The following is a 12,611-nucleotide window of genomic DNA, read 5'->3' on the forward strand; positions in this document are numbered from 1 at the left end:
GTTTCAACCGGTTGCTTCACGCTTTTAGCGTAGCACTTTGCCTGGGTTCATCAGGTTCAGCGGATCGAGCGCGCGCTTCACCGCACGCATCATCTGGACCTCGACGTCCTGCTTGTAGTGCATCGCTTCATCAATTTTCAACTGCCCGAGCCCATGTTCCGCGCTGATGCTGCCGCGGTGCCGATGCACGCTGTCGTACACGATACCGTTGATCGGGCTCTGGAATTGCGCGAGGAACGCCTTCGCGTCGACACCCTCCGGCGCCTGCACGTTGTAATGCAGATTGCCGTCGCCGAGATGGCCGAACGTCACCATGCGCGCGCCGGGCGCGGCCTGCGCGATCGCGGCATCGGTTTCCTCGATGAAATGGCCGATGCGCGAGATCGGCACCGCAATGTCGTGCTTGATGTTCAGACCTTCCTCGGCCTGCGCGAGCGGAATATGTTCGCGCAGGTTCCAGAACGCGCGCGATTGCGCGAGGCTTTCCGCGACCACCGCGTCCTGCACGACGCCGTCTTCGAGCGCCGTTTCCATCAGACGCTCGAAGAGCGCGCGCGCGTGCTCCTCGCTTTCGCTGTCGGACAATTCGAGCAGCACGATTTGCGCGTGCGGTTCGGCAAACGGATAGCGCATCTGCTCGAAGTGCCGGCCGACTAGCCGCAGGCAGAAGTCCGACATCAGTTCGAAGCCCGTGAGCAACGGCCCGGCGATGCGTTGCGCGAGCGACAGAAAGTCGAGCGCCGCATGCGGCGACGCGAGCGCGGCGAGCGCCGTGACGCGCGCGGCCGGCTGCGGATGCAGCTTCAGCACGGCTGCGGTGATGATGCCGAGCGTGCCTTCCGCGCCGATGAACAGATCGCGCAGATCGTAGCCGGTGTTGTCCTTGCGCAGCCCGCGCAGACCGTCCCACAGTTCGCCTTGCGGCGTGACGACTTCGAGGCCGAGACAGAGTTCGCGCGTATTGCCGTAGCGCAGAACGCCGGTGCCGCCCGCGTTGGTCGCGAGATTGCCGCCGATCGTGCAACTGCCTTCGGCGGCAAGACTCAGCGGGAACAGACGGCCGGCTTCGTCGGCGCGTTTTTGCACTTCGGCGAGAATCACGCCGGCTTCGACGGTCATGGTGTTGTTGTGCGGATCGATGTCGCGCACGCGGTTCAGCCGCCGCAAGCTGACGACCGCCTGCGCGCCGCTCGCATCGGGCGTGGCGCCGCCTGCAAGGCCCGTGTTGCCGCCTTGCGGCACGAGCGGGACGCCATGTTCGACGGCGAGCTTCACGAGCGCCGCGACTTCGGCGGGCGTCGCCGGCGACAGCACCGCGCAGGCCGCGCCGGTGTAGCGGCGGCGCCAGTCGGTGAGGTAGGGCGCGGTGTCGTGCGCGTCGGTCAGCACATGGGCGGCGCCGATGGCGTCGCGGCAGGCAGTGAGGAAAGCGGATTGAGTCATGTCGGTTGGGTGCGGGATTGGGCGGCGGATGCTGAGGCGCAAGTCGAGCGTATTACGTTCAGACGTCCGCGTTTTCCGGATGTTCGCGGGGCGGCTTCGCGGCGCCGTTCGATACCTTTTCCGCTGCCGTTTTTTCCGCGTCTCGTTCGGCCTCTCGTGCCGCATCTTTCGCCGCCGTTTTCGCCGCCGTTTTTGCCGCGCGTTTGAACGGCGCGACATACGCGAGCGTACAGACGAAAAAGAGCACGCTAAGCATCGCTTCCAGCCAACCGAAGCCCGCGCTCAAGCCACGCTCGCTCCAGCCGCGCACGACGCCCTCGGTAAAGTAAAGCAGGATCAGCATCGACGCCCATTGCATCGTATAGAGACGCCGCCGCCACACGCCCGGCAGCGCGAGCAGCAGAGGCACGGCCTTCAGTACGAGCGCCGAGCCGCCCGGGCGCAGCGGCGCGAGCCACGCTTCCCAGGCAATCGACAACGCGATCAGCGTGACGAGCGAAGCCGTCGCGCCGAGCGCGGCGTGCAGGTTTGGCGACGGCGGCAGCGTGCGATTCACGGTCTTTCGCTCATGGATGCCGCCGTGCGCGCGACACGTGCGCCGAGCGCGACGGCCAGCGTTTTCTCGTCGGCGGAAATGCCTTGTGCGGCGCTGCCCGCGCGCGCGAAATGCGACGCGCCGTAGGGCGTGCCGCCGCTTTGCGTTGTGCTCAATGCGCTCTCCGTGTACGGGATGCCGACGATCAGCATGCCGTGATGGAGCAGCGGCAGCATCATGGACAACAGCGTGGACTCCTGGCCGCCGTGCAGACTGCCGGTGGACGTGAACACGCAGGCCGGCTTGCCCGACAGCGCGCCCGAGAGCCACTGCGGCGTGGTGCCGTCGAGAAAGTACTTCAGCGATGCGGCCATGTTGCCGAAACGCGTGGGCGAGCCGAGCGCGAGACCGGCGCATTCCTCGAGGTCGCGCAGTTCGGCGTACGGCGGTCCTTCGGCGGGAATGTCGGGCTGCGTCGCCTCGCAGACGGTGGAAACCGCCGGCACGGTGCGCACGCGCGCCTGCATGCCGGGGACGCTGTCGACGCCGTGCGCGATCGCCAGCGCAAGCTCGCGCGTGGCGCCGTGACGGCTGTAATAGAGCACGAGAATGTCTTTCATAAGCCTCATCAGTGAACGGGTATTATAGGGCTTGGGTCCGCTCTAGAGGCCGTTCCCAGCCATTCATAGCCATTCGGCCAGGGCTCGCGTAAGGTGCGTCGAGGGTGCGCTCAGAATGCTTTACGAGTGCTTTGAGAGTTCGCTGAAGATTCGGCCGGGCGGTCCTGAAACACAGTCAGACAAAGCAAGGAGGCAGGTTTGTTGTCCAGGGTGCGTTTCGACCTCGATACGCTCAAGCGGCTCGCGCAGTTCGCCGCGAAGCGCAGCAGCGAAGACCGCATTGCGCAGGTGGCCGGCAGCCTCACGTTCACCACGATGCTCGCGCTGGTGCCGCTCGCCACCGTCGCGTTCGCGCTCTTCACGGCGTTTCCGCTGTTCAGTTCGTTCCAGGAGTCGCTGCAGTTTTTCCTCGCCGACCACCTGATGCCCGCGCAACTGAACAGCCAGATCTTCAAGTATCTGAATCAGTTCGCGTCGAAGGCGAAGGGCTTGACGACCATCGGCATGGTGCTGCTGTTTCTCACGGGCGTCATGACCATGATGACGATCGAATCCGCGTTCAACGTAATCTGGCGCGTGCGCAAGGCGCGGCCTATCGCGCAGCGCATCCTCGTGTACTGGGCGATCATCACGCTGGGTCCGATTCTGATCGGCGTGAGCCTCTCGATCTCGTCGTATCTGTTCACGCAGTCCATGACGTTCAGCGCGGCCCAGCGCATGACGCCGGTGATCGAATTCGCGCTCGCGGGCGCCGCGTTGCCGCTGACGGCGCTCGCCTTCACGATTCTCTATGTCTATCTGCCGAACTGCCGTGTGGAGTGGCGCGATGCGGTGATCGGCGGCGTCACGGCGGCTATTGCGTTCGAACTCGCCAAGCGCGGCTTCGGCTATTACGTGCGCCGCATGCCGACCTATACCGCGGTGTACGGCGCGTTCTCGGCGGTGCCGCTGTTTCTGCTGTGGATGTACCTCTGCTGGTTCATCACGCTGGCGGGCGCGATGATCGCGTCGGCGTTGCCGGCCATTCGCATCGGCCAGTTTCATCGACCGACTTTCGAGGGCAGCAATCTGTTCGATGCGCTGGAATTGCTCGCGCGGCTTTGCGAAGCGCGCGATGCCGGCAAGCGCGGCTACACGGTGACAGAGCTTTCGCGGATGCTTCGCCGAGATATGGACACGACGGTCAATCTGCTGCAAAAGCTCGAACAGATCGAATGGATCGCGCAGTTGCAGGAAGACGCGTCGCGCCCGCACTTCCTGCTGCTGGCCAATCCCGCGCAGATCACGGTGCAGCAGCTATACGACCTGTTCGTCATGGATCGCGCTGAGCTGGAGTATCAGCTTCAGCTCGCGTCGACTCGTGTGGACGGCGCCACGCTGCTCGCGGCGCTCGAGAACGACAAACTGCGGGTGACGCTCGCGACGCTGCTCGCCGTGCGTGCCGCGGCGCGCGCGGCGGCCGCGGAAGAGAACGAGCGCGGCACGTCGTCGATGCCGCATCAGGCGGCCTAGCGCTCAGAATGCAGCGAGGCGGCGGTTCCAGCGCCGCGCGCCCGCTCGCTCGCGCTACAACGAAATCTTGCCGACGCAGATGTCCTTGAACATCACCCAGTCGCCCATCAGGCTGTAGAGCGGATGGCGAAACGTTGCGGGCCGGTTCTTCTCGAAGAAAAAATGGCCGACCCAGGCAAAGCCGTATCCGCAGACGACGGCCGCGGGCAGCCACAGCCAGTCGCCGGTGGCGAGCGCCATCGCGAGGCAGCCGATCACGCCGAGCGAACCCACGAAATGCAGCCGCCGCGAGACCAGGTTGCGATGCTCGCTCAGGTAGTACGGGTAAAACTCCGCGAAGTTCGCGAAGTGATCGGTATGCGCGGTATGAGCCATAACGGCCTCCGGATTGCTACGCGTTGCGAATCATCGCCTGTTGTTGCGAACTGCGTTTTCGCGGCGCCCCGACGGCGCGCGAAATGACAGGCTCGATTCATTGTCCGGCTATCGCGTGCCTGGCGCAACCTGGCCATTCGGACGATGGCGAAGGCGCTTCGGGGCGGTTATCGTGGGTGCGTGAATTGGCTGGCGAGCGGGCTGGCGAGCGGGCTGAAAAAATCAACTCGCGACGAAGCGCAGCAGCCCCGCGTTAATCCGCCGCGTGAGCCGGCCTAGAAGCGAAGCTGAACAGCGCGTCGAGCGTGGCGTCGGGCTGTTCGGTCATCAGCGCGTGTCCTGCTTCTAACGTGACGGTGTCAACGGGCGCGCCTGCCTGCGCGAGCGCATCGGCGAGTGCCTTGGCGGCGCGCGGCGGCGTCATCGCGTCGCGGCGGCCGACCACTAGGCGCGTCGCGCAGCGAACCTGCGCGGCACGCGCAAGGCCGTCCGCGTAGCTATTGCACGCGGTGAAGTCGGTATGAAAGAGATGCGTCTCGCCTTTTGCCGAAACGCGCTCCATCAGCCGCTGGTTCATACCGTGCAGCCAGAAGCCAGGACCGGGGCAGGACGGTTTGGCCGCGAGCGTCGAGTGCGACCATTCGTTGACCATGCCGATTGCGTCCGGCTCTCGATGTAGGGCGGCTTCGAGCAAGGTATCGGAGACCGCCATCGGCAACGCGGTGGCGAGGAGCGCGAGATGCGTGGTTCGCGGCGGGAAGCGGCCGGCGAAGTCGAGCGCGATCAGCGACCCCATGCTATGGCCGGCGACGAATGCGCGCGCGACACCGGCGGCGTCGAGCAACGCGGCGAGCCAGTCCGCCAGCGCGTCGATGGTGTGCAACGCGGGGCCGGCGCTGCGGCAGTGGCCGGGGAGATCGACGGCCAGCACGCTAAAGCCGTGGTGCGCGAAATAGCGCGTTTGCAGCGCCCACACGCTATGGTCGTGCTCGGCGCCGTGGATGAAAACGGCAGTCGGCAGACTCCGGTCGAACGGTTTGCCGCCGGTGTAGGCATAGGCGGCCTTGCCTTGAACGGTCAGGATCATGGCGACTCCGGGCGCGGTTGCGAAGCGGTGCTGCTGTCTGTCTTCGGCGCGCCGTCCTGCGCGGGATTCTGCGCCGGCTTCTGTGTCGGCTTCTGTGTCGGCTTCTGCGTCGGCTTCTGCGTCGATTTCTGCGCGGCTTTCAGGCCGCGCTTCAGATCGTCGATGAGGTCGTCGGGGTCTTCGAGACCAATGGAGAGCCGGATCGTGCCTTCCGCGATGCCGGCCGCGGCGAGCGCGGCCGCGTCCATCCGGAAGTGCGTGGTGGAAGCAGGGTGAATGACGAGCGAGCGCGCGTCGCCGACGTTCGCGAGATGCGAGAACAGCGACAGCGCTTCGATGAAACGGCGGCCGGCCTCGCGGTCGCCACGCAGATTGAAGCTGAACACGGCGCCCGCGCCGCGTGGCAGCAGGCGTTGCGCGAGCGCGTAATCGGCATGCGTCGGCAGTTCGGGATAGGCAACGGCTTCGACCGCCGCATGGCCGGCGAGGAACTCGACCACGCGGCGCGTGTTGGCGACGTGCCGTTCCATCCGCAGAGGCAGGGTTTCGATGCCTTGCAGAAGCTGCCAGGCGGCTTGCGGATGCAGGCATGCGCCGAAGTCGCGCAAGCCCTCGCGGCGAGCGCGCAGCAGGAATGGCGCAACCGTGCTTTCCTCGCTGAACACCATGCCGTGGAAGCCGTCGTAGGGTTCGGTGAATTCGGGAAAGAGCCCGGAGGCGTCGAAGTCGAACGTGCCGCCGTCCACCAGCACGCCGCCAATGGTCGTGCCGTGGCCGCCCAGGAACTTGGTCGCCGAGTGATAGACGAAGTCCGCGCCGTGCTCGAACGGTTTCAGCAGATACGGCGTGGTGAACGTGGAATCGACGAGAAGCGGCACGCGATGCTCGTGGGCGAGCTGCGCGACGGTGGCGATGTCGAGCACGTCGAGGCCCGGATTGCCGAGCGTTTCGCCGAACAGCAGGCGTGTGTTCGGGCGCAGCGCCGCGCGCCATCCGTCGATGTCGCCGGGTTTGACGAACGTCGTTTCAATGCCGAAGCGGCGCAACGTGTAGTGCAGCAGATTATGCGAGCCGCCGTACAGCGCGCTCGAAGCGACGATGTGCGAGCCCGCGCCCATCAGCGTGACGATCGCGAGGTGCAAGGCGGCCTGGCCGCTCGCCGTGCCGATCGCGCCCGCGCCGTTTTCGAGCGCCGCGACGCGCTCCTCGAACACGGCCACGGTCGGATTCGAGATGCGCGAGTAGACATGGCCGGCGCGCTCCATGTTGAAGAGCGCGGCGGCGTGGTCCGCGTCGCGAAACGAGAACGAAGTGGTCTGATAGATTGGCGTGGCGCGCGCGCCGGTGGTGGGGTCGGGCGCGGCGCCGGCGTGCAGCGCAAGCGTGTCGAAACGGTTGGCGGACATGCTGGTCGGCGAGGCCACGGGCGGTCTCGCGAAAGGTCAAGGTGGCGGCCATCGTATCACCGGCGCAGGCTGCTTCAAGCGCGGTTTTCCCGATGCGCGAGTGTGTGCGTGCGGGTGTGCGTGCGGGTGTGCGTGCAGCCTTTGCCTGGCGGCGGAAGGCCGCCCCGCCTTGGTGGGGGGGCCGCTTTCCTTTTATGGGCCTTTCCGATAGGATCGAAAGTCATTGATGCATTACCATGCCTAGCGGGTATTTCGGGAGACAGATCATGCGAGTCAGCGACATTCTTAAAGTCAAAGGCAACACCCTTTTCACGGTCACGCCGGATGCCACGCTGCACGACGCAGTCAACACCATGGCCGAACATGACATCGGTTCGCTCGTCGTCATGGAGTACGGCGACCTGGTCGGCATGCTGACATTCCGCGAGATTATTCTGACGCTCAAGGAGAACGGCGGAAGCGTGGGCACGTCGACCATTCGTAAGGTTATGGACGATCATCCGCTTACCTGCACGCCCGAAACCGACGTCAACGAAGTGCGCCGCATGATGCTCGAGCATCACGTGCGTTATCTGCCGGTCATGGAAAGCCGCACGCTGATGGGTGTCATTTCGTTTTACGACGTCGCGAAGGCGGTGGTCGAAGAGCAGGGCTTCGAAAACCGCATGCTCAAGGCGTATATCCGCGACTGGCCGGAAGAGCAGGGGCAGCAGCCGGCGCGTTAAGGCGGCAGGACCCAATATTGAATGAAGGCGTGCGCGAGAGCGCGCGCCTTTTTTGTGCGCGCGGCGCTCGCTCGTTACGCGCGTTGCGGAACTGCCCCCACTGGCGCGCACTCCAGACGCGCATTTCCCCATCCGTTCGTCAAACTTCATGAGTCAGAGCCCCACGCCTCCTACGCCGCCAACGCGCACGCTACCCGCCGCGGGGCGCGCCGCGCGCCGGCATGGCGGCCATGAATCGCAGTTCAAGCTGCTGGGTGAGCGCCGTTTCGCGCCGTTTTTCTGGACGCAGTTCCTCGGCGCGATGAACGACAACGTCTTCAAGATCGGGTTCACGTCGCTCGTCACGTTTCAGGCGGCGCGCTTTTCGGGCGTCGATCCGAAAACTGCGGCGTTTCTGATCTCGGCCATCTTCATCCTGCCTTTTGTGCTGCTGTCGGCCACGTCCGGGCAGATTGCCGACAAGTACGACAAGGCGCTGCTCACACGCTTCGTCAAGACCTTCGAGATCGCCGTCATGCTGATCGGCGGCGCGGGTTTCCTGCTGCATAGCGCGCCGCTGCTGTATTTCTGCACGTTTCTGATGGGCGTGCATTCGACCGTGTTCGGGCCCGTCAAGTATTCGTACCTGCCGCAACATCTGTCGAGCCACGAGCTTGTCGGCGGCAACGGGATGGTCGAGATGGGCACCTTCGTCGCGATTCTCGTCGGCACGATCGTCGGCGGCGCGAGTGCGGGGTTCGTCGAACATGGCGCGCTGCTGCTGGCCTGCGCGTGTGTCGCGATTGCGCTGGCGGGGCGCGTGGTGTCGAGCTTCGTTCCGGTGACGGCGGCGCCGCAGCCGGATCTGCGCATCAACTGGAATCCGGTCAGCGAGACCTGGCGCAACCTGAAGCTCGCGCGCGAAAACCGCACGGTGTTCCTGAGTCTGCTCGGCATATCGTGGCTGTGGTTCGTGGGCGCGACGTTTCTGTCGTCGTTTTTCAGCTTTGCGAAAGACGTGTTGTCCGCCAATCCGGACGTCGTGACGGTGCTGCTCGGCACGTTCTCGATCGGCATCGGCCTCGGCTCGCTGATGTGCGAAAAGCTCTCGAAGCGGCGTATCGAGATCGGCCTCGTGCCGCTCGGTTCGATCGGCATGAGCGTGTTCGCCATCGATCTTTTTTTCGCCAGCCACGCGTTGCCGCCCGTCGGACACCTGTTGAGCGTGGCCGAGTTTCTCGGGCGCGCCGCGCATTGGCGCGTGCTCGCCGATCTGTTCCTGCTCGCGATGTTCGGCGGCTTCTACAGCGTGCCGCTCTATGCGCTGATCCAGAGCCGCAGCCAGCCGAGCCACCGGGCGCGCATCATCGCGGCGAACAATATTCTGAATTCGCTGTTCATGATCGTCTCCGCGCTGATGGCGGTCGGCCTGACGGCGGCGGGCTTCAGCATTCCGGCAATTTTCCTCGTGACGGCGCTGCTCAATATTGTGGTGGCGACTTACATCTATTCGCTCGTGCCCGAGTTTCTGCTGCGCTTCATCGCCTGGCTGCTGGTGCACACGTTTTACCGGATTCGCCTCGTGCACGCCGAGCGGATTCCGGACGAAGGCGCGGCCGTGCTCGTCTGCAATCACGTCAGTTTCGTCGACGCGGTCGTGATCATGGCCGAGAGTCCGCGGCCGATCCGCTTCGTGATGGATCATCACATTTTCAGGACGCCGTTCGCCGGCTGGGTGTTTCGTCACGCGAAGGCGATTCCGATCGCACCCGCGCACGAGGACGCGCAGTTGCTGACGCGCGCCTACGAGCGCTGCGCCGAGGCGCTTGCCGAGGGCGAACTGGTGTGCATCTTCCCTGAGGGCAAGCTCACTCGCACGGGCGAGATGAATCCGTTCCGTCATGGCGTGACCGAGATCATTCGGCGTACGCCCGCGCCTGTGATTCCGATGGCGCTGCGCGGGCTGTGGGGCAGCGTGTTTTCGCGCGCCAACGACGCGCGCTGGCCGCGGCCGGTGCAAAAGGGCGTGATGAGCCGGCTGACGCTCGCGGTCGGCGAGCCGATCGAGCCGGCGCTTGCCACGCCGGAACTGCTGCAGAAAACCGTCACGGAACTGCGCGGCGCGCGCAAATAGGCCGGCTTGTCCGGAAGTCATAAGCCGGCGCCGCGGGCGGCCTCGTGCCCCAAGGGGCTGGCATAATAGCGTCTTCCCCGCATCCTTTGGACGACGCTCATGTCCGGCAACACCCTCGGTACGCTTTTCACTGTCACGACCTTCGGCGAATCGCACGGGCCGGCCATCGGCTGCGTGATCGACGGTTGCCCGCCGGGCATGGCGCTCGACGAAGCCGACATCCAGCTCGAGCTCGACCGCCGCAAGCCCGGCACGTCGCGGCACGTCACGCAGCGTCAGGAAGAAGACAAGGTCGAGATTCTGTCGGGCGTGTTCGAGGGCAAAACCACCGGCGCGCCGATTGCGCTGCTGATTCGCAATACCGATCAGCGCAGCAAGGACTACGGCAATATCGCGGACACCTTCCGTCCGGGTCACGCCGACTACACCTACTGGCAGAAGTACGGCATTCGCGACTATCGCGGCGGCGGCCGTTCGTCGGCGCGGCTGACGGCGCCGACGGTCGCGGCGGGCGCGGTGGCGAAGAAGTGGCTGCGCGAGAAATTCGGTACTGAAATTCGAGGCTATATGGCGGCGCTCGGCGAAATCGACGTGCCGTTCGTCGACTGGGCGCAGGTGCGCGAGAACCCGTTCTTCGTGCCCAACGCGGACATCGTGCCGCAGCTCGAAGCGTATATGGACGCGCTGCGCAAGGACGGCGACTCGATCGGCGCGCGTATCAACGTGGTGGCGTCGGGCGTGCCCGTCGGCCTCGGCGAGCCGCTGTTCGACCGGCTCGATGCGGACATCGCTCACGCCATGATGGGGATCAACGCGGTGAAGGGCGTCGAAATCGGCGCGGGCTTCGCGAGCGTCGCGCAGCGCGGCTCGGTGCACGGCGACGAACTCACGCCCGAGGGCTTTGTGGGCAACCACGCGGGCGGTGTGCTCGGCGGCATTTCGACGGGGCAGGACATCACGGTGTCGATCGCGATCAAGCCAACGTCGAGCATCCGCACGCCGCGCCGTTCCATCGACAAAGCGGGGCAGCCGGCAGTTGTCGAGACGTTCGGCCGGCATGACCCGTGCGTCGGCATTCGCGCCACGCCGATAGCGGAAGCCATGCTCGCGCTGGTACTGATGGACCACGCGCTGCGTCACCGCGCGCAATGCGGCGACGTCTCGGTCAGCACGCCGAAGATCGCGGCGAGCGCGCCTTAACGGGCGCCGTTAGCGCCTCTCACATCGCATTGCATAAGCGGCGCGCGGCGCCTTCCTCGCATGAATCATCCTCCTATCGAGCCAGCGGGCGACGTTCTGACGGCGCTGCGCTCGCGTGCCTCGGCGCCGCACGCGAGCGCGCACGATTACCTCGCGTTCGGTCAGGCGCTGCTGCAACACGCGGGCCGCGACAAGGCGCTGCAACGCGAAGCGCTCGTGGCGCTTGTGCGCGCCTATCAGGCCGAGCCGGCCTGCGAGCCAACGCTGCTTCACACGATTGCGCAGACCGCGTTCATCGTGCGCGATTGGGCGCTTGTCGAATCCGCGACCGCGCTGCTGCTTGCGCAAAATCCCGCCGATGCCAACGCATTGGTCTGGCGCGCGGCAGCCGTTCAGTATCGCGACGACTTCATTACCGCCGAGCAGTTGCTGCGTGAAGCGGTGCGCGTCGTGCCCGGCAATCCGGTAGCGCTTCACAAGCTCGCGTTGTGCGTGAAGGAGCAGTCGCGTTTCGCGGAAGCGGAAGCCTTGCTGCGTCAGGTGCTCGCGTCGTCGCCGGAAAACGCGCATGCGTGGTTCGATCTTTCGGAACTCGAAATCCGCAATGGACGTTTCGCCGAAGGCTGGGCGCATTACGAGTCGCGCAACGCGTTTGCCGGCGAACTGAACAACGCGCAGCAGGCGCTCGCCGCGATCAGCGCGCACTGGCAAGGCGAGCCGCTGACGGGCAAGACGCTCGTTGTGTACGGCGAGCAGGGCAACGGCGATTGTCTGTGGGCAGTGCGCTTTTTGCCGCTTCTCGCCGAGCGTGCGCGGCGCGAGGGCGGCACTGTGATCTTCGGTCACGACGGGCCGTTGCGGCATCTCTTCGAACGGACGTTGCCCGCGGATCTGCGGCTCGAAACGAGCCTTGAAACGCAGCCTGATTTCCATTGCGGGCTAATGAGCTTGCCGCTGCGTCTCGGCATTGTGGATGCGAGCGGCTGGGGCGCGCCTTATCTGAGCGCCGACCTGCAGCATGTGCAGGTGTGGCGGGATCGCGTAGAAGCCTGCATCGCCGGAAAGCCTGGCGGCAATCGCAAGGTCGGGCTGGTGTGGAACGGTAATCCCGACCATATTCGCGACGCGCGACGGTCGGTGCCGGCGGAACAACTGGAACCGTTACTGGATGTCGCGGGCGTGACGTATTTCGCGCTGTCGCCGGGACGTGGCGAGACCGTCGCGCAGTGGCGTGCGAAGGGCCTCGACGTCGTGGACCTCACGCAGCATTTCCAGTCCGGATTCGACGACGTCGCCGCGTTGCTGGCGAATCTCGACCTGATGGTCACGATCGACAGCGGGCCGGCTCATCTGGCCGGCGCGCTCGGCGTGCCGACCTGTTTGATGATCGACCATGTATCCGCGTGGTTCTGGGGCAGCGATTCGGCGGCTACGCCCTGGTACGATTCGATCGAACTGTTCAGGCAACCCACGGTGGGCGCGTGGGCGCCGGTGGTCGCGCAGGTGCGCGAACGTATCGAACGGATGGCGCGCGGCTGACGCCATTGCTTTCGCAGCGCAGGCGTGGGCCGCCTGCGCCTTGAAGCTATAAATCC

The 12,611-nt window shown here is 65.3% G+C and carries 11 protein-coding genes; 5 read left to right on the forward strand and 6 right to left on the reverse strand.

What is annotated here, in order from left to right; genetic code table 11:
• Positions 1-24: 24 nt before the first annotated feature.
• From P0D87_RS22145 to wrbA, 3 genes are read right to left on the reverse strand one after another with little or no spacing between them, the layout of a single operon-like run.
• On the reverse strand, positions 25-1,443 hold the full coding sequence (locus tag P0D87_RS22145; protein WP_029967658.1) for an FAD-binding oxidoreductase: 1,419 nt from the start codon (positions 1,441-1,443) through the stop codon (positions 25-27).
• Between the two features lie 58 nt (positions 1,444-1,501).
• On the reverse strand, positions 1,502-1,999 hold the full coding sequence (locus P0D87_RS22150) for a DUF2069 domain-containing protein (protein WP_082367017.1): 498 nt from the start codon (positions 1,997-1,999) through the stop codon (positions 1,502-1,504).
• On the reverse strand, positions 1,996-2,598 hold the full coding sequence (wrbA, locus tag P0D87_RS22155) for an NAD(P)H:quinone oxidoreductase (RefSeq protein WP_006052419.1): 603 nt from the start codon (positions 2,596-2,598) through the stop codon (positions 1,996-1,998). Before wrbA ends, P0D87_RS22150 begins: the two co-directional genes overlap by 4 nt.
• Before the next feature lie 198 nt (positions 2,599-2,796).
• Between wrbA and P0D87_RS22160 the strand changes: the two genes are divergently transcribed.
• Positions 2,797-4,110, forward strand: a complete 1,314-nt coding sequence (locus P0D87_RS22160; RefSeq protein WP_081652996.1) for a YihY family inner membrane protein — start codon at positions 2,797-2,799, stop codon at positions 4,108-4,110.
• A gap of 54 nt (positions 4,111-4,164) precedes the next feature.
• Here the strand turns inward: P0D87_RS22160 and P0D87_RS22165 are convergent, their stop codons facing one another.
• The 3 genes from P0D87_RS22165 to P0D87_RS22175 form a co-directional block, all read right to left on the reverse strand.
• Positions 4,165-4,485, reverse strand: a complete 321-nt coding sequence (locus P0D87_RS22165; protein WP_025600584.1) for an Mpo1-like protein — start codon at positions 4,483-4,485, stop codon at positions 4,165-4,167.
• Between the two features lie 253 nt (positions 4,486-4,738).
• The gene (locus P0D87_RS22170) at positions 4,739-5,572 is read right to left on the reverse strand and encodes an alpha/beta fold hydrolase (protein ID WP_053858508.1); all 834 of its coding nucleotides are present in this window, start codon (positions 5,570-5,572) and stop codon (positions 4,739-4,741) included.
• Positions 5,569-6,978: an O-acetylhomoserine aminocarboxypropyltransferase gene (locus P0D87_RS22175; protein WP_053858507.1), complete on the reverse strand. Its 1,410-nt coding sequence runs from the start codon at positions 6,976-6,978 to the stop codon at positions 5,569-5,571. Before P0D87_RS22175 ends, P0D87_RS22170 begins: the two co-directional genes overlap by 4 nt.
• 266 nt (positions 6,979-7,244) lie before the next feature.
• Between P0D87_RS22175 and P0D87_RS22180 the strand changes: the two genes are divergently transcribed.
• From P0D87_RS22180 to P0D87_RS22195, 4 genes are all read left to right on the forward strand, one after another.
• Positions 7,245-7,703: a CBS domain-containing protein gene (locus P0D87_RS22180; RefSeq protein WP_006052424.1), complete on the forward strand. Its 459-nt coding sequence runs from the start codon at positions 7,245-7,247 to the stop codon at positions 7,701-7,703.
• A gap of 148 nt (positions 7,704-7,851) precedes the next feature.
• Entirely contained in the window at positions 7,852-9,816 is a 1,965-nt protein-coding gene (locus P0D87_RS22185) for an MFS transporter (RefSeq protein ID WP_029967647.1), read from the forward strand.
• A gap of 99 nt (positions 9,817-9,915) precedes the next feature.
• Positions 9,916-11,016 (forward strand): chorismate synthase, encoded by a 1,101-nt coding sequence (gene aroC, locus P0D87_RS22190; protein WP_053858506.1) that lies wholly within the window; start codon positions 9,916-9,918, stop codon positions 11,014-11,016.
• A 60-nt stretch (positions 11,017-11,076) separates the two neighbouring features.
• Positions 11,077-12,555 carry a tetratricopeptide repeat protein gene (locus P0D87_RS22195; protein ID WP_053858505.1) on the forward strand — a complete coding sequence of 493 codons (1,479 nt, stop codon included), beginning with the start codon at positions 11,077-11,079 and terminating at the stop codon, positions 12,553-12,555.
• The last annotated feature ends 56 nt before the right edge of the window (positions 12,556-12,611 follow it).

The sequence above is a fragment of the Paraburkholderia sp. RL17-368-BIF-A genome (assembly GCF_046054045.1).
GTDB lineage: Bacteria > Pseudomonadota > Gammaproteobacteria > Burkholderiales > Burkholderiaceae > Paraburkholderia > Paraburkholderia graminis.